Origin of the sequence: Pseudomyxococcus flavus (genome assembly GCF_050038885.1) — a bacterium.
GTDB classification, from domain to species: Bacteria; Myxococcota; Myxococcia; order Myxococcales; family Myxococcaceae; genus Myxococcus; species Myxococcus flavus.
The window spans coordinates 1,517,718-1,535,045 of record NZ_CP143624.1 but is presented as its reverse complement, the minus strand read 5'-3'; the positions used below and the strand labels follow the sequence as shown (position 1 = coordinate 1,535,045).

Sequence of the window (17,328 nt, the reverse complement as noted above, 5' to 3'; positions counted from 1 at the left end):
GAGCCTTTGGATTGAGGTGTTTTTTCCCGGGCCGCCGCTAGGATGGCCACGCCGATGAACGACGTCCAGCGCCTGGAAAAGACTCTGCTTGGCCACATGGGCCGGGCCATCGCGGACCACCGCCTCATCGAGGACGGGGACCGCATCATGGTGGGCGTGTCCGGAGGCAAGGACTCCTACACGATGCTGCACCTCCTGCGGGAGCTGCAGCGCCGCGCGCCCGTGAAGTTCGAGTTGCTCGCGGTGAACCTGGACCAGGGCCACCCGGGCTTCCCCGCCGACAAGCTGGAGGCGTACTTCCAGCGCGAGGGCTACGCGTACAAGATGCTGAAGGAGGACACCTACAGCATCGTCCTGGAGAAGACGCCTCCGGGAAAGACGCAGTGCTCGGTGTGCTCGCGCATGCGGCGCGGCATCCTCTACACGGCCGCCGTGGAGCTGGGGTGCACCAAGATTGCCCTGGGCCACCACCGCGACGACCTCATCCACACGCTCCTGCTCAACCTCTTCTTCGCGGGCTCCATCAAGGCGATGCCGCCGCTGCTTCGCAGCGACGACGGGCGCAACGTGGTCATCCGCCCGCTGTGCTACGCGGCGGAGAAGGACATCGCGAAGTTCGCGGAGCTGATGGACTTCCCCATCATCCCCTGTGACTTGTGCGGCACGCAGGAGAACCTCCAGCGCAAGCGCATGCAGCGGCTGATGGAGGAGCTGGGCAAGGAGATTCCCAACGTCCGCCAGAGCGTCCTCAACGCCATGGCGAACGTGCGGCCGACGCACCTGCTGGACAAGACGCTCAACCCCGACCCGCTGCACGCCAGCGAGGCGGGGGCCACGACGACCGAACCGAAGGACACCCAAGGGAGCGCCAGCCCATGGCTCGAGAGCAGGCAGTGAAGGCGCGGAACGACCGCAACGGCGCGCTGGTGGAGGCGATGTTGCTGGCCGCGATGGCGGACGGGCGTGTCTCGCAGCGGGAGATGCAGACGCTGCTCAGCCGCGTGCTGGAGCGCCCGGAGTTCGAGGGCACCCGGCCCGACGAGCTCAACGCCCTGGTGGAGACCAGCGCCGCGCGGCTGTCGGAGGCGAAGAACCTGGAGGACGTGCTCGCGTCGCTGCGGCGCCGGCTGCCGGACCACAAGAACCGGATGCTGGCCTTCGGGCTGGCGGCGGCGGTGGCGCTGGCGGACCAGCGCGCCACGCGGGACGAGCTGGGCCTGCTCAAGACGTTCCAGGCCGCGCTCGGCATCTCCGAGGACGAGGTGGCGCAGATCATCGACGTCATCGAGAACGGCGGCAGCCTGGCGGAGGCCCTGGGCGAGCCGCTGGAGCGGCTGTTCGCGGAGGTGATGGTGCTGGTGAGCGCCGCGGACGGGAAGCTCCAGGAGGCGGAGGCCCGGGCGCTGGTGGAGAGCTTCGCGGCCGACCCCCTCTTCGAGAACGTCAGCCCGGAGCGCGCCCAGAGCTTCGTCAGTGAGTCCGTGGCGGCGCTGGCCGCCGAAGGCCTGCCCCAGCGGCTCCACGTCCTGGCCCACGGCCTGACGACCCACGCCCAGCGGCTGAAGGCCTTCCGGCTGGCCACCAAGATTGCCCATGCGGGGGGGACGCCGAGCCATCCCGAGCAGCGAATCCTGGATATGCTCCAGGCCACCTTCGGCCTGGCCGACGATGAAGTGGCGCGCCTGGGCAGGGAGGGGTAGTTAGGGGGGCGTATGACCCTGCAAGCCCCCTCGACGCCCCGGCATTCCTTCCGGTTCGGGCTGCCCCCCTCCCTGGGCAGCGAGACGGCGCGAGAGCGCGCAGACCGCCTGGCTTCATTCCTCCAGCGCGCGCTGGGCAAGCTGGTGGAGGTGAACGTCGCCTCCAGCTACGAGACGCTCGCCAAGGACCTGCTGTCGGGCCGCGCGGACGCGGCCTGGGCCCCGCCCTTCGTCTGCGCGCGGATGGAGGCCATGGGCGTGCGGGTGGTGGTGCGCGGCGTCCGCCGGGGCATGTCGTCCTACCGGGCCGCCCTGGTGTGCCGGGCGGGCGCGGGCCTGACGGTGGAGCGGCTGAAGGGCGCCACCGCGACCTGGGTGGACCGGGATTCGGTGGCGGGCTACCTGCTGCCCACCGCCTACCTCAAGACGCAGGGCCTGGAGCCGTCGCGGGCCTTCTTCGCGCAGCACTTCGCGGGCTCGTACCAGGGCGCGCTGGAGGCGGTGCTCGACGGCAAGGCGGATGTCACGAGCGTGTTCTGCCCCCCGTCGTCCACGGGCCTGTCCTTCGCCACCGGCGTGGAGGACGTGCTGGGCGCCGGCGCCGGGCGGCGCTTCGAGCTGATTGCGTACACCGACGAGGCCCCCAATGACGGCGTGCCGGTGGCCATGGGCCTGCAGCCGCAGCTGGTGAGCTCGCTCGAGTCGACGCTGCTGAGCCTCCAGTCGTCACCGGACGGGCAGGCGCTGCTCAAGGACATCTTCAACGCGGAGCGCTTCGAGGCCGCGCCGCGCATGGGCTACCGGGCGCTGTACCGCGTCGCGTTGGCGAGCCTGTAGCCGTCCCGGTGGCGTCAGCGTTTCGTGACCCGCAGCGCCTCGTGCTGGGGCAGGATGCGCGCATGTCCGAGACCAAGCGTTACGAGGGCGGTTGCCACTGTGGTCGGGTTCGTTACGACGTGAGCCTGGACCTGACCCAGCCCCTGGTGTCCTGCAACTGTTCCATCTGTATCAAGACAGGCATGCTGCTGGGCTTCGTGCCCGTGGAGCAGTTCAACCTCCAGAAGGGGGCCGAGCACCTCACCGACTACCAGTTCGGCAAGAAGGTCATCCACCACCTGTTCTGCTCGGAGTGCGGCGTGCGCCCCTTCGGCAAGGGGACCATGCCGGACGGCAAGGAGATGCGCTCCATCAACGTCCGCTGCCTGGATGGCATCGAGCTCGACGGGCTGCCGGTGATGAAGGTGGACGGCAAGAACTTCTAGCCCGCGAGGGCTACTTGCCGCCCTCGCCCTGACCTCCGCCCGGGCCCCTGGGTGGGGGCCGCTTCGCGGCGGCCGCCTCCTGCGTCATCGTCCGGGCGGGCTTCGCCGGAGCGGGCTTCACGCCGGGCGCCGCGGAGGGAGGGCGGGGCGCCGCGGCGGGCCGGGCCTGCGCGGCGGGCACGGGAGACGCCGCGGAGGAGGAGCCCCCGCTGGTGCGCGCCGGGGGCCTGGCACCCTGGGCCCGCGCGGCCTGACGCGGGTCGAAGATGACGGTGGGCTCGGCGGCGAAGCGCTCCTCCTCCAGCTCCTCCGCGTACATGTCCCGCATGAACGCCGCCAGGTGCGCCGTCGTGGCGTGCAGCTTCTCGGTGAGGAGGAACTCCTCCAGGGCGAGCTGCAGCTCTCCCGCCGTGGAGAAGCGCTCGTCGCGCTTGCGCGCCAGGGCCTTGAAGACGATGGCGTCCAGCGCCTTGGGAATCTCCGGCACCACCTCCGACGGCGGGACAATCTTCGTCCCCACCACCGCCTTGAGCGTGGCCAGCTCCGTCTCGCGCTTGAACAGGCGCTGCTGCGTCAGCAGCTCGTAGAACACCGTCCCCAGGCCGAACACGTCCGAGCGCGAGTCCAGGGGCTCGCCCCGGGCCTGCTCCGGGGACATGTACGCGTGCTTGCCCTTGATGGTGCCGACAATCGTCTGGGAGAGCTTCCCGGACGCCTTGGCCACGCCGAAGTCGATGAGCTTCACGCCGCCGTTGAAGCCCACCAGCACGTTCTGCGGAGACACGTCCCGGTGAATCAACGCCAGCCTCCGGCCGGACGGGCTGCGCGCGTTGTGGGCCGCATCCAGGCCGGCGGCGGCGTCCGCGATGATGCGGCACTTGAGCCCCAGCGGAATGGCGATGCCGCGCTGCTGGGCCCGGGCGCCCAGCGGCCCCACCGCCTCGCCGTGCACGTACTCCATGGCGATGTAGTACTGCCCGTCCACGTCGCCCAGGTCGTATATCTGCGCGATGTTGGGGTGGTTGAGGTGCGCGGCGATGCGCCCCTCGTCCAGGAACATGTCGATGAACTCGTCGTCCTCGGACAGGTGCGGCAGCAGCCGCTTCACCACCAGCAGCTTCTGGAACCCCACCGGCCCCTTCTGCCGGGCGAGGTAGACAACGCCCATGCCGCCGACGGCGAGTTTCCGGAGCAGCTCGTAGCGGCCGAACGTTTCCACGACACCCGGCACGATAGCCGCGCCGGGTGGGGACACGGAAGTCCGCGGTGCATCATTTCCCCTGACGCCGGGACTTCCATGCCTTACCCGGGGTTGGCGGGACCTCCAACCGGCGCCACCGGGTTCGCGCAGACGCTGCGGTAGCGGACCTCCACGGCCTGGCCGGGCAGGGGAATGGCCCCCGGCTGGAAGACGATGGCGTTCTGGTCCGGGTCGTAGACCCACTGCGTCGCGGGCACCGGCTGCCCCTGGACGCGCACGGCCATCTCCCCCAGGCCCGTGGGGGCCGCGGTGAGGGGGAAGTCGGCCTGGGGCTCTCCGGCGCGCTGGATGACCTGCTCCAGCAGCGGCTGGTAGTTCTGGTCGCAGACGTTGGCCACCTGGCCGCCGGTGCCGTGGGCCACGGCGGTGAAGCGGGCCGAGCCACTGCCCGCGGTGGCGCAGGCGGCATCGGTGGGCACCAGCCCGTAGAGCTGGCTGCGGTGGGACATGCCCGTGCCCTTCAGCGTCTGGAGGAACTGGATGTAGCTCTCCGGGCCGAAGCCGGAGTTGTCGTCCTCGTCGGCGAGCACCACCACCGCCATGCGGGCCGCCGCGCGGACGAAGCCCGCGTTGCCGTCGTTGGGCTGCGGGGTGCGCAGGTCATCCATCTGCTCGGACAGCGGCGCGGACAGCGCCTGCCGCATCGTCTCCAGGCCCTGCACCAGGTTGTGGCACATGCCCACGCTCAGGTTGGCCTGGATGTCCGCGGCGGCGGTGGGGCTGGTGCTGGACACCACGCGGGGCCGGCTGCCATCCACCGGGAAGAGCCGCCCGGCCTCGCCGCCGTTGGCGCCTCCACCGCACTGCGGACCCCGGGCCACCAGGCCCGTGCTGGTGACGCCCACGCGCATGTCCACGCCGTTGGTCTGCGCCGTCTGCAGCCACTCCGGAATCGCCGCCTGGAGGCGCTCCTGGTACTGCTGCATGGTGGTGGTGTTGGACACCACGAAGAGGACGTCGAGCTGGCTGTCGGTGCCCTGCGTGTAGCGGTCCACCTGGATGCCCTCGTGGTTCGTCTCGGCCAGCAGGGGGACGAGGAAGGGCGTCGGCTCGTTCGGCGTGCGCAGGTACAGCGGGCTGAAGTGCTGGCCGTGCACGTTGCGCGCGTAGCCCACCTCCAGCTCGAAGCCCTGACCCGGCGCCAGGGTGACGGGCGCCGTCAGGGGCGTCAGCAGCGAGAACTGGTTGCTGGTGCCGTGGCCGATGTCCGCGCCCGTCACGGTGACGGGGCTGCTGCACCGGTTGGCCACGTACGTCTTCCGGGGCATGGCGGCGCAGTCGTAGCGGATGGGCCCGAAGTCCACGAAGGACGGCGTCGCCACCAGGCAGCTGGCGCGCGACACGCCCTTGAGCGGCAGCCGGACCAGGGGCGCGGCCGGGTTGCTCACCGTCAGCTGCAGCTCGCCGGTGAAGTCGCCCTCCGCCTGGGGCCGGAAGGCCACCATGGCGCTGAAGCCGGTGTCGTACGGCACGACGCCGCCGGTGAGCCGGCCGCCCGGCATGAAGAAGGCACCGCCGCCGTCATTGCTGATGTGGATGTTCTTCACCGCGCACTCAGCGCTGCCCGGGTTGCGGAAATGGAAGCCCAACACCGCGCCGTGGCCGGGCGTGACGTTGCCGAAGTCCATGATGGGCTGCGGCAGCAGCTCGTAGACGCAGGGCGCGGTGGCGCGCGAGCGGCCGGTGAGGATGATTTCGCGCTCCGGGTTGAACAGGTCATCCGAGCGCACGCGCAGCGAGGCCGTCCAGGTCCCCACGGCGGTGGGCTCGAAGTACACCTTCAGCTCCAGCGCGTCCGCGCCGGGGGCAATGGGCTGACCGGGCGTCATCTCCAGCACGGGCCACGCGCCGCCGCTCCACGGATAGGCCTGGGTGCCGCGCGTGGGCACGTCCACGCTGAACTGGGGGCTGTCCCCGCCCGCCGCCACGCCGATGAACTGCAGGTTGCCGTTGGTGCCGGCGTTGGAGATGCGGATGACGCGCTCCACCTTGCCGCCCACCGGCACCTCGCCGAAGTCGAGCGACACCGGCGTCACCGCCAGCGTGGGCCGGCCGCCGCGCGCGTCCAGAATCACCTGGGACTGGCGCGCCTTGTCGGACGTGTAGTGCACCGTGAGGTCGCCCACGTTGGGGCCGGAGTAGCGCGCCGCGAACTCCATCTGCATCTCCACCACCTCGCCGGGGCCGACGGTGGAGCCCTCCGGGCGCGAGAGGGGCACGAACGCGTAGTCGCTGGTGACCAGCCGCTCCACGGTGACGGGGCGCCAGGTGATGTTCCGGGCGCGGGTGTACGACTGCGTGCGCTCGTGCACCGGAATCAGGTCGAACGGCACGGGCGCCGGGTCGAACACGAAGGCGGAGGGCACCGAGTTGCCCTTCAGCTCCACGACGGAGGGCGTGCAGCCCTCACACGAGAGCACCTCCAGGCGCGCGCCCATGGCTCCGAGCGAGCGGGGGAGGTACTTGGTGCTTACCTTGCGCGACGACAGCGGCGGAATGGTGACGGTGTCCGCCGTGAAGGGCTCCGCGTGCGTGCCGCCCACCGACAGCGTCAGCGGCAGGTCCACCGGGTTGGTGATGGTCACCTCCAGCGTCCGCTCGCTGTCGACCTCCAGCGTCTCGTAGTCCAGCAGGGGCGGCTCGATGCCGATGGGCGTGGGGGTGCCCATGCCCATCACCTGCACCTGGGCCTCAGCCCCCTGATTGGCGTCCGTGGCGACGTGCACCGTCTCCGTGGACAGGCCCTCGGTGAGCGGGTGGAAGCGCACCGTCACCACGTGGGACTTCCCCGGCATCACCCGGGCGCCACCCTCGCCCAGGTCCACCTCGAAGGAGGGGTTGTTGGCCAGCCCCAACGCTTCTATCGCGGAGAACGGCACGTAGCCGACGTTGCGGATGCGGATCTGTCGTTCTCGCCACTCGCCCACCGGCACGTCGCCAAAATCGAGGACGTCCGAGTCCACCACCGCTGTAGCTTGTACCGAACGGGTCTCCGCTCCCTCATGGCACGCCGTTCCGAGGCTTAGAAGCAACGCCAGTGTGAGTCCACGCCCTGTCAGCCCCATCCGCATCTCCCGCTCCCCACCCTTCTCCCCACACCCACCGGCCCGTGCCCGGTGCGTGATCCACCGGGGCCTCCTTAATCAATTCGCGTACCAACCCAGGAGGCGAGGGGCGGTGCCCCTGATTTCAGGAGGTTGGCGCGAGAGGAGTGTCACCGAGTCTGCAAAGTGGAAGGGCGCTACCCTGGAGGGTGAAAGACTTTCCCGTCCTTCTGTCGGTGAGGTGAGGTGGGTAGGTGTCAGCGGATGAAGCGAATGAGCGCTTCTGCAACCACCGCGGGCTGCTCCATATGCACGTGGTGCCCACCGGGGATACGCAGCGGTGGATGGGCGAGCGTGGCGAGGCCCTGCTCCCGGCTGCGCATGAGCGCCTCGTCATGGCGCAGGCCCTCTGTCGCGAGGATGAGCTGCAAGGGGCAGGTGACGCTGGCCTGGAGCGCCATCCACTGGGCCTCGTCGTAGCCCATGCCGAAGCGGCGGCGGTGGCGCGGGTCGAAGGTGAAGGCCAGCCCGCCGTCGACGGGTTCGGTGCCGTGGCGGGCGAGGTACAGCGCGGCTTCCCGCGTCAGCGTGGGGCTGTTCTCGAGCAGCCGCGCCGCGGCGGCCTCCACGGACGGGTAGCGCTTGCGGTTGGGGGGACGCCGGGCGTCGTTCAAGGCGCTGCGCAGGCGGCCCACGGCGCCTTCCGCAGGGCCGCCCGCGGGCCCCAGGCTTTCGATGAGCGTCACGCTCTTCACCCGCTCGGGGCGCGCGGCGGCGTAGGCCTGAGAGACGATGCCGCCCAGCGAGTGCCCCACCAGGTGCACCGCGTCCAGGCCCAGCCCGTCGAGTGTGGCGTCCACGTCCAGCGCGTAGTCGCTGAACTGGTAGGTGGCGCCAGGGCCGATGTGGGCGCTGCGGCCCATGCCCCGGAAATCCAGCAGCACCAGCCGCCACGTCTCTGGCAGGTGCGCGATGAGGGCGTCGAAGCTGTGGGTGTGGTCCAACCAGCCGTGCAGGAACAGGACGGCCGGCGCGTTCGCCGATGGGCGCTGGCGGACGTGCAGGGCCAGGCCTTCGGCGTCGATGGTGAGGGATTCAAGCGCTGTGGGCACGGGGAGCCTCCTGCCCGTGCCTTACCCGGTTCACGTGCCCGGGAGAACCGTCATCCGCGTCCCAACGGGGGCACGCGCTCAGCGCTGCCCGGCGGGCTGACGCGGCGGCCCACCCGTGTCGGGCCGGGAGAGAATCATCGCGAGCTGCCTCGCCTGGTTCTCCGTGGCGCAGCGGTACTCCTGCTGCTTGCCGTTGTCCTTCTCGATACGCAGAACCCAGACATCGTTTTCCTTCGTAACGTTCGCCTGCTGGGACATGTGGCGGTTCCTCCCCGCCGGTCGGAACAGCATGTTTCATGCCGCACAGGGAGGACGTCTCAAGGGCCCGGATTTCCGGCGCTGGCCTGCACCGCGCGACGAGCGGGGTGACAAAATTTGTGCACACTTGCGACAAATTTGGCCGGAAAGCCTCGCACTTCTTGCATAGCGCCCCAGGGCGGGTCTGGCTTTACCCTGTTACAACCCGAGGTGTCAGACTTCCTGGGCGTCGGGCCACTCCCAGACGGAGCGGTAGCCGCCGTGCTCCTGCGTGCCCTCGACGAAGCGGGCATAGAAGGGGTGGCTGCTGAGCGTGGCGGAGTCGCCCACGACGAAGAGATGGCGGCGGGCACGGGTGAGCGCCACGTTCATGCGCCGCAGGTCGTTGAGGAAGCCCAGCTGGCCCTCGCCGTTGGAGCGGGTGAGGGAGACGATGACGGCGTCCTTCTCCCGGCCCTGGAACGCGTCGACGGTGTCCACTTCCACTTCGGGGCTGAGCGCCTCGATGCGCTCACGCAGCCGGTGGGCCTGCGCGCTGTAGGGCGTAATCACCGCCAGCTCCCGTGGGGCCAGGCCGGCGGCGAGCAGCGCGCGCACGCGGGCTTCCACCAGGCCGGCCTCGCCGGCGTTGAAGAGGCTTTGCGTGGTGGGTTCGACCTCCTCCTCGAAGCCCTTGCCCGCGGTGTCGAGGAAGAGGACGGGCGGCGCATCCAGGTCCGCGCCGGGCGCGAGGACGCCCACGAGCGTGCGGTCCGCCACGGAGGCGTGGGCGCGCAGCTCGCCGGCATACATCTCCCGTGACGGGAACTCCATGATGCGCGCGTTCATCCGGTACTGCTCGCGCAGCATGCGCTTGACGCCCTCGCCGTGGTCCTTGAGCAGTCGCTCGAAGAGGCTCACGCCCAGGCCGGCCTTCGCGGCCTCCTGGGACAGGACGGTGGGCGGAAGCTGCTGGGGGTCTCCGGCGAGGATGACGCGGGGCGCGCGCAGGAAGCCGAGCAGCGCGAGCGGCTCGGTGGCCTGGGTCGCCTCGTCGAGCAGCGCGAGGTCGAACTGTTCACCGGAGAGCACGCCGGAGTCGAGGCTGGCGAGCGTGACGCAGATGACGTCCGCGTTGGCGAGCACGGACTTCACGGCCTTGCGCTCCAGGGCGCGGGCCTCGTCGAGCAGGCCCTTGGCCTCGGTGGTGGAGGCGCGGGCGTTGGCGAAGCGCTCGCGGCTGCGGCCCTGGGTCCGCTGGCGGCGCGCGTAGCCCAGCAGGGAGAAGGCCTCGTCGAAGAGGTCGCGGGAGACGGCGCGGTCCGGGTGGGACTCCACGACGATGTCCAGGGTGTGCTCCTGGAGCCGAGGGGCCACGCGTGCGGGGTGTCCCACGCGGACGGCGCGCAGGCCCTTGTCCAGGCACAGGTCCAGCAGGTGGTCCACGGCGGCGTTGCTGGCGGCCGTGCACAACAGGCGCTTGCCGTCCGCCACGGCCTGGGCGGCAATCTCGGCCAGCACGGTGGACTTGCCGGTGCCCGGGGGGCCGTGGACCAGGAAGAAGTCCTCGGCGGCGAGCGCGCGGGCGGTGGCGTCCTGCTGTTCGGGATTGAGGGGGCGGGTGGGCTCGAAGTCGCGGGGCTTGTCGAAGCGGGGCGGCTCGTTGCCCAGGACGACCTCGCGCTTGTGCCGCTCGGCGCCCTTGTCCAGGGCCTTGATGCGCTGGAGCCCGGCGCGCAGCCGGTCATAGGTGACGTCGTTGGGGACGACGTCCAGGCGCAGGAGGCCTTCGTGGACGTAGGGCGGCGGGGAGCGGTCGAAGGCGAGCTGGATGCGCGTGGCGGTGGCGCGGGAGACGAGCGCGCGGGCGGGCTCCTTCACCTCCGCGCGGCGGGGGAGCACGGCCACGAGGTCGCCGTTGTGGAGACGGGTGGGCAGCGGACGGCGGTCCGCGCGGCCGAGCGTGACGAGGAAGCGGCCTCCCAGGCCGACCTCCTCCTCGATGGACTCCAGGTCCAGGACGGACAGGCCGTGCTCCTCGCGCTCGTGCAGGGTGAGGCTCTGGGCGAGCGAGGCCAGGCGGGCTTTCTCGGCCTCGCGCTCCTGGGCGAGGAGCGAGCCGAGCTGGTCGAAGAACGAGACGTCACGTGCCATGGGCACGTCATGCCACCGGGCCGGGGCCGGGGCCAGTGCGACGGAGACGCAGGTGTCCAGGGGCCAGGGATAGAGTGTCGGGATGGTGCTTCCCACGGACCTCGTCGAGGCCGTCCGCAGGCGCCCTGCGATGTACTGCGGGGATGTTGGCGAGTACGGGCTCCACCACCTCGTCTACTTCCTCCTGGACGCTGTCTATGAAGAGGCGCGCTGCGGGGAGTGCGGTGACGTGGTGTTGGAGCTGGGCGGAGATGGTTCCGTCGCGCTCTTTTCCGCCAGTCGCACTGTGCCTGCCGAAGGCCTGGTCGAGGTGGCGAAAGGCGCGGGCTTCTTCGGGCGGTCGCCGAAGTATGGCTGGGGTTGGGACAGCATGCTCGTTGTGTCCCTGGGCCTGTCCTCGCGCTACCAGTTGGACATGTGGGCGGACGGGCGGCAGTGGCGCCTGCTCGGAGAACACGGCCGCCCCCTGGGGGATGTGTCCGAGGTGACGCCGACGGAGCCCATGCCTGTCTCCGCCGGGCGCGGGGTGCGCGTCCACTTCGTTCCGGATGCCACCATCTTCGAGGTGCTCGCCTTCGACAGGGCGCGCCTCGCCCGACGCTGCAACGAACTGGCGGCGCTCGCCCCGGGGTTGCGCGTCTGTTTCGTCGACCTCCAGCGCGGTGAGCGCACGCTGTGGCACCTGCCTGGCGGCGTGGCGCAGTGGGCCCAGGTCCTCACGGAGGCGCGGCACCGCCTCCACACCGAGCCCGTCGCCTTCGACCTCGCGTGGGACGGGCTGCGCGTTCAATGCGCATTCCAATGGTGTGAAGACAAGGACAGCACGTTGCTGTCATTCGCCAACACCGTGCGGACGGTGCGCCATGGAGCCCACGTGAACGGCGTCATCCAGGCACTGAGGGGCGCGCTGGCGAAGCTCTCGGGGACGCTCCGGAGGGAGTTCCCCTGGTCGCGGGTATCTCAGGGGCTGATGGCCATCGTCGCCGTGAGTGGCCCCGAGCGCCAGATGGCCTTCGCCGGGCCCACGAAGACATTGCTGGCCATCGCGGGGCTGGAGGAGGCCATCCGCAAACAGCTCAAGGCCCACCTCGTCGAAACACTTCGCGGGCACCCCGTGACGCCGCGACTCCTGGCGCGGCGCCTGAAATGAGTGACGCCATATCGACAGGACTCAACACCATCGAGGCCGCGGGAAAGCGCCCGCGCATGTACCTCGGCGCCCGTGAGGACGGCGGTGAGCGGGGTCCTTCGCGCGCGGCGTCCCGGAAACAGCCCGGGCCGGTATTCCCAGAGGGGAACACCGGCCCGGCACCTGATTCAGCTCAGCGTAGGTCTACTGGATGCGCCCGCCGCTCACGACCAGGGCGTAGGCCGCGTCCACCACGCGCGTGTCCGGGTTGCCGTCCTGGACGATTTCGTCGCCAATCACCTCCACGGTCCACGTGCCGGCAGTGGGGTTGGTGAGGAACACGTTCTCCACCGTATCCACCGTGTTCGACACGCCGCCCGGCGTGGAGACGTTGCTCGCCGTCAGGCCGTTGTTGCCCCAGTAGATGACGCCAGAAGGCGACGTCACCCGCAGCGACAGGTCGTTGATGCGCGCGTGCGCCGCGCCCACAGTGCCGGCGGGGTCGGTGTAGACCATGGTGACGTTGAGATTCGTCTCCCCGGGGGCCACGGTGACGCTGTACGTGTTCGTGCCGAGCGGGAGCAGCGGGTCCGTCTCGTTGATGATGCTCGTCACGGCGGCACGCTCATACAAGCGCTTGACGTCCGCGGTGCCCCAGCCCTGCCGCACGCGGGTCAGGTCGCCATTGCTGCCGCCCGCGGTCCAGTCGTAGCGATGCGCCATGTTGATCATCAGCGCCTTCGCGGTGGACATCTTCGGGCGGCTGTCGAAGACATCCGTTCCACCGCCGAAGCCCGCCCAGACACCCTCGTGCCACATCTGGAACAGCAGGCCGAAGTGCCCCGCCGTCTGCGGCGTGGCCGCGCTGGTGCCACTGAAGTTGGTGTAGGACGTGTTGCTGGTGTTCGACGCGGCGCGGATGGAGTCGTAGTAGTACGCGAGGTCCGGCTTGATGCGTCCGTCCGCCGCCGGGCCGATGCTGGCGCCGCCGTTCCACCGGTCATCCCCGCGGTTGGCGTTGTCGTAGTGGTACATGCCGCCCACCGACACGATGTTCTTCGCCCAGGCCTGTGGCCGCGAGAGCTGGCTGCCCGCGTTGCTCTGCGACTGCGTGCTGAGGATGGGGTACTGGAAGAGGTAGTCATCCACATCCGCGGAGATGGTGGTGTAGGTCGTCACCAGCGAGCTGCCGACGCTGGAGGTCTGGAACACCGCGCGGTACGGGCCCGACGGGTCGATGAGCTCGCGGTTGATGTCGTAGCGTGACTTGGTGCCACCGAACTGCGTGGACTCGTTGTAGCGGAAGAAGATGCCCTGCCCCGACGGAAGCAGGCCACGAGCGTTCCCGTCCACGCCCCGGGCGAAGTTGATGCTGTAGCAGGCGCTGCCGTGGAAGCCGCCCGTGGTGGACGTGCTGTGGATGATGGGCGGGGTTGCCCACTCCTGGTGCGTGGTGCGCAGCTCGGTGTCGAAGATTTCGCCGCGGACGCCCTGACCGGTGAAGCCAGCCACGAGCTCGAGGTGGGTCGCACCGCCCACCTCGCGGACGTTGTTGTTGTCGAGCTCACCCGGGCCGCCCCACCGGTCGATGTACTGCACGGCGTTGGAGCGCAGCACCCGCTCCAGCTGAGCCTGCGTGAGCGTGGCCTCCACACGCATCCCACCCGGCTCGATGAGCTCCACCGTGCCGCCCAGGCTGCGGACCAGCGCGGCGACCTCGCCCTGCCGCGCCGGGCCGCGCTCGCCCACCATGATGGAGTAGCGCTGCGGCTCCAGCCGCAACGCGCGGCCCTGGAGGGAATCACGCAGCACGCCTTCCACCCGGTACTCCGGATGGTACGGTCCGACCCAGCGGACGTAAGGCAACGCGGCGACGCGCTTGTGCGTGTGGGCGTTCATCTCCACGAGGAAGGTGTGGTCCGTGAGGAAGCGCAGCACCTTGCCGCCCGCGGCCGTGATGGCGTCGCGGAACTCCGGCAGGGGGGTGGCGTGGAACTGCACCAGATGCAGGGTGTTGTTCGCGTCCGCGGAGAGCAGGCCCGCGACCAGGGGCTGCGCGCCCCGGAGTGGGTCGAAGCGCGCGTGCTCCAGCCGCACCAGGTACTCGGTCGTCTGCACGCGGCCCAGCAGCGCCACGCCGCCCTGGCTGTAGGCGAAGTAGTCCTGGCGCCTGCCGTCGGCCGTCTCTTCCTGCCAGGTGTGGAGCTGGACGGAAGCGCGCGGCATGTTGAGCGTCTTCAAGGCATGGATGGGCTGGGCCGTCCGGTGGAAGACGTGCCCGGCGCTCGTGGCGAGGGCATACGTGCCGCTCGCCGCGCGGTCGAGACCCGTGGCGAGGCGGGCCTTCTCCGCCTCGGCTCCGGTGATGAGGCGGGCGGGGCCCAGCGCCGCGGTGCTCCGGATGACGCCGGGGCGTTGGTCGGGCGTGTTCGCGGCGAGCGCCGTCACCGGCGCGGACAAGCCCCAACCGAGGGCCAGGAGGGACAGCGGGGACAACGAGGACGGCATACGCATGGCGGTGTCTCCTTGAGAGGGCACTTCCGTGCTGCACGACGCTTGAATCCTCGAAAAGCAAGATGGGCTTGTTAGTCTGCTTAAGCTGAATGTGTCAATGCACGCCCAAGTCTGGGAATTCATTGGAATGAGAGGCATTCGTGACGTCTGGTCGACACTGCTGACGCGGCGTATGTGTCGGGTTGACTGTCTTTTTTGCGTGGCAGCGTTACGGCTGGAGGAGGCAGACGTCAGGCCGTCTCAGGCGGAGGCGTCCGGAATCGCCCGTCATGGACCTCGTCCTCTTCATCGGCCTGCAGGGCTCGGGCAAGAGCAGCCTCTACCGGCAGCGTTTCGCGGCGACGCACGCGCACGTCAGCAAGGACCTGTGGCCGAACGCGGTCCGCAAGGAGGCACGCCAGCAGCGGTACCTTCGCGAGGCACTGGCGGCGGGCCGCTCGGTGGTGGTGGACAACACCAATCCCTCGGCGGACGTGCGCGCGCCCCTCATTGCCCTGGGGCGTGAGTATCGGGCCCGCATCATCGGCTACTACTTCGCGTCGAACCTGGAGGACTGCCTGGCGCGCAATGCCTCGCGCGCGGGACGCGCCCGGGTGCCCGAGGTGGCGTTGCGCGCCACCGTGAAGCAACTTCAGCGGCCCTCCTGGGAAGAGGGCTTCGACGCGCTGTTCTATGTGACGCTTGCCGCCGACGGCGGCTTCCGCGTCGAACCCTGGAAGGAGGAGCCCCGTGGACCCTGAGGAACTGGCCGTACGTGCCCGGCAAGGTGAGGTGTTCCACGGCCAGCGCATGTTGCCGGGCGCCTGGGTGGTGCTGCGCGTGGATGGCCGGGGCTTCTCGCGCTTCACCGAGGCGCGCTACGAGAAGCCCTTCGACCCGGCGTTCCACCAGTTCATGGTGCGCACCGCCAGCGCGATGCTGGAGGAGCTCCAGGGCGTCTACGCCTATACCCAGAGCGACGAAATCTCCGTGCTCTTCCGGCCGGACTGGACGCTGTTCGACCGCTCCGTGGAGAAGGTCGTGTCGCTGGCGGCGGGCCTCGCCAGCGCCACCTTCACGCATGCGGCGGGTGTTCCCGCCGTGTTCGACGGCCGGGTGTGGCTGGGGGCCTCGGAGCGCGCGGTGCTGGATTACTTCCTCTGGCGCCAGGCGGACGGCAGCCGTTGCTCGCTGCATGGCTGGTGTTACTGGACGCTGCGCAAGGAAGGGCGGAGCGCCGCGCAGGCCACCCGCGAGCTGGATGGCAAGCCCGTGAGCTTCAAGAACGAGCTGCTCTTCCAGCGCGGCATCAACTTCAACGACGTGCCACTCTGGCAGCGGCGCGGGAGCGCGGTGTGGTGGGAGCGCTACCTGAAAGAGGGCGTGGACCCCCGGAATGGCCGGCGGACGGAGGCGCTCCGGCGGCGGCTCAAGGTCGATTCCGAGCTGCCGATGAAGGAAGCCTACGAACGCCTGCTGCGGGCGCTGCTCTCCGGGTGGGAGCCTGCGCCTACCTGACACGGCGGGACATCAGCCCGCCGTGTCCGCGCCCCCTGCCAGCGGCAGCACCTTCCACAGCCGGGGCTTGTCGTACTGGGGCGGAATCATGCCCAGCGGCCAGCCTTCGGCGGTGACCTCCGCGTACTGATAGCTGCGCCCACCGTAGCGCAGCGCAGTGCCCTTGCCGGGCAGCCCCACGCCCACCGCCGCGTGGGCGAGCGGGTCCGAGTACAGCAACACCGCGTCGATGCCCGCCTGCCTCAGCAGCATCACCGCCAGCACGGCCTTGGAGTCGCAGTCACCGCGGTCCTCCGCGGGGACCAGGGCCGGCGGGACGATGCCGAAGGCCTCGTGTTCGGGCAGCTCGTAGGTGATGCGCTGGACGAAGTTGACGATGAGCTGCGTGGCCTGGGCGGCATCCAGGCCGCGCTCGCGGATGGAGGCGACGAACGTGTCGCCCAGCGCGCGCACGGGCTCGGCGTTGGTGCGCATCAGCTCCTCGTAGATGCAGTGCATGTCCGCGCCGCAGCCGGGCGGGGCGCTGAACGTGAAGCGTTCCCTGCCCAGGGCGCGGTAGCGCAGCCGGCGGCCCAGCGCCTCGTGTTCATCCATCAGTTCCCGGGTCAGCACGGTCCCCAGCCCGTATGAGACGCGGTGCTCAGGGGGGCGGATGCTGTCCGCCCGCCACGCGTAGTCCTGGGCCCGCTGCGGCGAGGTGCCCGGCGGGAGGAGAACCAGCCCCAGGTCCACCGCGCGTGTGCTGCTCGGCCGTCCGGGTTCCGGAGGTGCGATGTCCATGCCGGTCAGATGGCTCAGTGTGCCCAGGCCGCAGCAGCAGAAGCAGCTCGCCAGCCCCACGACACCGAGCATCCACTTGAAGAAGGTCTTCACGCCGGCGCGCGCAGCGTCCCTTCGGGAAGCTGGGGGAAGGGAATGAGGCCGTTGAGGGCCGCCTGGAGCCCTGGCGCGGTCAGCAGGGCGAGCACCAGCAGGATGGCGGCCAGGATGAGCGCCGCGGCGACGTTGCCCTTGCGCACCTCCGCCAGCTCGTCGATGCCGGGCGTCATCCGGTCGAACAGCAGCACGCCCATGCCGAGCACCGTGACGCCCACTCCCAGGGACAACCCCACGTGCAGGACGGCCACCGCGAGCAGCCGCCCCACCACCGCGAGGTGGATGGGTGGGTTCTGCACCGTGAGGTCCACCGCGTCCGAGGTGGCCTGCACCGCGTGCTGCACCAGCAGGCCCAGCGCCACGAGGCTGGCCGCGTGGACGATACAGGCGGCGACATTGCCCTGGCGCAGCTCCTCCGCCGGGTTGGCGCCGAGGAGGCGGCCCAGGCCGCGCAGCGCGAACCAGATGCCCAGCGCGGCGACGAGGCCGCCGAACACCACCTTGATGAGGCCGACGAGAAGGAGGACCAGGTCCATGGAGAG

The 17,328-nt window shown here is 70.1% G+C and carries 15 protein-coding genes; 7 read left to right on the top strand and 8 right to left on the bottom strand.

The window, feature by feature from the left end; all coding sequences use genetic code 11:
• Nucleotides 1–42 precede the first annotated feature (42 nt).
• The 4 genes from ttcA to VZL07_RS06370 all read left to right on the top strand — a co-directional run bounded on the left by ttcA (nt 43) and on the right by VZL07_RS06370 (nt 2,962).
• On the top strand, nt 43–897 hold the full coding sequence (ttcA, locus tag VZL07_RS06385; RefSeq protein WP_426754451.1) for a tRNA 2-thiocytidine(32) synthetase TtcA: 855 nt from the start codon (nt 43–45) through the stop codon (nt 895–897).
• Nucleotides 876–1,700: a TerB family tellurite resistance protein gene (locus VZL07_RS06380; protein WP_426754450.1), complete on the top strand. Its 825-nt coding sequence runs from the start codon at nt 876–878 to the stop codon at nt 1,698–1,700. The genes ttcA and VZL07_RS06380 overlap by 22 nt, the downstream gene beginning before the upstream one ends.
• Nucleotides 1,701–1,712: 12 nt before the next feature.
• A complete protein-coding gene (locus VZL07_RS06375; RefSeq protein ID WP_426754449.1) occupies nt 1,713–2,537 on the top strand; it encodes a phosphate/phosphite/phosphonate ABC transporter substrate-binding protein in 825 nt (274 codons plus the stop codon).
• Nucleotides 2,538–2,599: 62 nt separating this feature from the next.
• Nucleotides 2,600–2,962 carry a GFA family protein gene (locus tag VZL07_RS06370; protein ID WP_426754448.1) on the top strand — a complete coding sequence of 121 codons (363 nt, stop codon included), beginning with the start codon at nt 2,600–2,602 and terminating at the stop codon, nt 2,960–2,962.
• Between the two features lie 10 nt (nt 2,963–2,972).
• Here VZL07_RS06370 and VZL07_RS06365 read toward each other — a convergent pair whose 3' ends face one another.
• From VZL07_RS06365 to VZL07_RS06345, 5 genes are all read right to left on the bottom strand, one after another.
• Complete coding sequence (locus tag VZL07_RS06365) at nt 2,973–4,181, bottom strand: serine/threonine protein kinase (protein WP_426754447.1); 1,209 nt, start codon at nt 4,179–4,181, stop codon at nt 2,973–2,975.
• Between the two features lie 83 nt (nt 4,182–4,264).
• The gene (locus tag VZL07_RS06360; RefSeq protein ID WP_426754446.1) at nt 4,265–7,294 is read right to left on the bottom strand and encodes a choice-of-anchor D domain-containing protein; all 3,030 of its coding nucleotides are present in this window, start codon (nt 7,292–7,294) and stop codon (nt 4,265–4,267) included.
• Nucleotides 7,295–7,524: 230 nt separating this feature from the next.
• Nucleotides 7,525–8,379 carry an alpha/beta fold hydrolase gene (locus VZL07_RS06355; RefSeq protein ID WP_426754445.1) on the bottom strand — a complete coding sequence of 285 codons (855 nt, stop codon included), beginning with the start codon at nt 8,377–8,379 and terminating at the stop codon, nt 7,525–7,527.
• Nucleotides 8,380–8,457: 78 nt separating this feature from the next.
• Nucleotides 8,458–8,637 carry a hypothetical protein gene (locus tag VZL07_RS06350; RefSeq protein WP_426754444.1) on the bottom strand — a complete coding sequence of 60 codons (180 nt, stop codon included), beginning with the start codon at nt 8,635–8,637 and terminating at the stop codon, nt 8,458–8,460.
• Between the two features lie 213 nt (nt 8,638–8,850).
• Nucleotides 8,851–10,770, bottom strand: a complete 1,920-nt coding sequence (locus tag VZL07_RS06345) for an AAA domain-containing protein (RefSeq protein WP_426754443.1) — start codon at nt 10,768–10,770, stop codon at nt 8,851–8,853.
• A gap of 82 nt (nt 10,771–10,852) precedes the next feature.
• Between VZL07_RS06345 and VZL07_RS06340 the strand changes: the two genes are divergently transcribed.
• Nucleotides 10,853–11,920, top strand: a complete 1,068-nt coding sequence (locus VZL07_RS06340) for a DNA gyrase subunit B (RefSeq protein ID WP_426754442.1) — start codon at nt 10,853–10,855, stop codon at nt 11,918–11,920.
• A gap of 183 nt (nt 11,921–12,103) precedes the next feature.
• On the opposite strand, the gene VZL07_RS06335 is transcribed toward VZL07_RS06340, so the two are convergent.
• The gene (locus VZL07_RS06335; RefSeq protein ID WP_426754441.1) at nt 12,104–14,413 is read right to left on the bottom strand and encodes a S8 family serine peptidase; all 2,310 of its coding nucleotides are present in this window, start codon (nt 14,411–14,413) and stop codon (nt 12,104–12,106) included.
• Between the two features lie 269 nt (nt 14,414–14,682).
• Here VZL07_RS06335 and VZL07_RS06330 point away from each other — a divergent pair, with 269 nt between their 5' ends.
• Together VZL07_RS06330 and VZL07_RS06325 are read left to right on the top strand one after the other, a co-directional pair.
• Entirely contained in the window at nt 14,683–15,153 is a 471-nt protein-coding gene (locus VZL07_RS06330; protein ID WP_426754440.1) for an AAA family ATPase, read from the top strand.
• On the top strand, nt 15,143–15,910 hold the full coding sequence (locus tag VZL07_RS06325; protein ID WP_426754439.1) for a tRNA(His) guanylyltransferase Thg1 family protein: 768 nt from the start codon (nt 15,143–15,145) through the stop codon (nt 15,908–15,910). Before VZL07_RS06330 ends, VZL07_RS06325 begins: the two co-directional genes overlap by 11 nt.
• A 12-nt stretch (nt 15,911–15,922) precedes the next feature.
• Here VZL07_RS06325 and VZL07_RS06320 read toward each other — a convergent pair whose 3' ends face one another.
• Together VZL07_RS06320 and VZL07_RS06315 are read right to left on the bottom strand one after the other, a co-directional pair.
• On the bottom strand, nt 15,923–16,783 hold the full coding sequence (locus tag VZL07_RS06320) for a transglutaminase domain-containing protein (RefSeq protein WP_426754438.1): 861 nt from the start codon (nt 16,781–16,783) through the stop codon (nt 15,923–15,925).
• Complete coding sequence (locus VZL07_RS06315) at nt 16,780–17,322, bottom strand: DUF350 domain-containing protein (RefSeq protein ID WP_426754437.1); 543 nt, start codon at nt 17,320–17,322, stop codon at nt 16,780–16,782. The genes VZL07_RS06320 and VZL07_RS06315 overlap by 4 nt, the downstream gene beginning before the upstream one ends.
• Nucleotides 17,323–17,328 lie beyond the last annotated feature (6 nt).

What these genes read in the sequence shown, in the direction of transcription:
- ttcA (WP_426754451.1), top strand. Translation starts at nt 43, where the DNA reads ATGGCCACGCCGATGAACGACGTCCAGCGCCTGGAAAAGACTCTGCTT.
- VZL07_RS06380 (WP_426754450.1), top strand. Translation starts at nt 876, where the DNA reads ATGGCTCGAGAGCAGGCAGTGAAGGCGCGGAACGACCGCAACGGCGCG.
- VZL07_RS06375 (WP_426754449.1), top strand. Translation starts at nt 1,713, where the DNA reads ATGACCCTGCAAGCCCCCTCGACGCCCCGGCATTCCTTCCGGTTCGGG.
- VZL07_RS06370 (WP_426754448.1), top strand. Translation starts at nt 2,600, where the DNA reads ATGTCCGAGACCAAGCGTTACGAGGGCGGTTGCCACTGTGGTCGGGTT.
- VZL07_RS06360 (WP_426754446.1), bottom strand. Translation starts at nt 7,294, where the DNA reads ATGCGGATGGGGCTGACAGGGCGTGGACTCACACTGGCGTTGCTTCTA.
- VZL07_RS06350 (WP_426754444.1), bottom strand. Translation starts at nt 8,637, where the DNA reads ATGTCCCAGCAGGCGAACGTTACGAAGGAAAACGATGTCTGGGTTCTG.
- VZL07_RS06345 (WP_426754443.1), bottom strand. Translation starts at nt 10,770, where the DNA reads ATGGCACGTGACGTCTCGTTCTTCGACCAGCTCGGCTCGCTCCTCGCC.
- VZL07_RS06340 (WP_426754442.1), top strand. Translation starts at nt 10,853, where the DNA reads ATGGTGCTTCCCACGGACCTCGTCGAGGCCGTCCGCAGGCGCCCTGCG.
- VZL07_RS06335 (WP_426754441.1), bottom strand. Translation starts at nt 14,413, where the DNA reads ATGCGTATGCCGTCCTCGTTGTCCCCGCTGTCCCTCCTGGCCCTCGGT.
- VZL07_RS06330 (WP_426754440.1), top strand. Translation starts at nt 14,683, where the DNA reads ATGGACCTCGTCCTCTTCATCGGCCTGCAGGGCTCGGGCAAGAGCAGC.
- VZL07_RS06315 (WP_426754437.1), bottom strand. Translation starts at nt 17,322, where the DNA reads ATGGACCTGGTCCTCCTTCTCGTCGGCCTCATCAAGGTGGTGTTCGGC.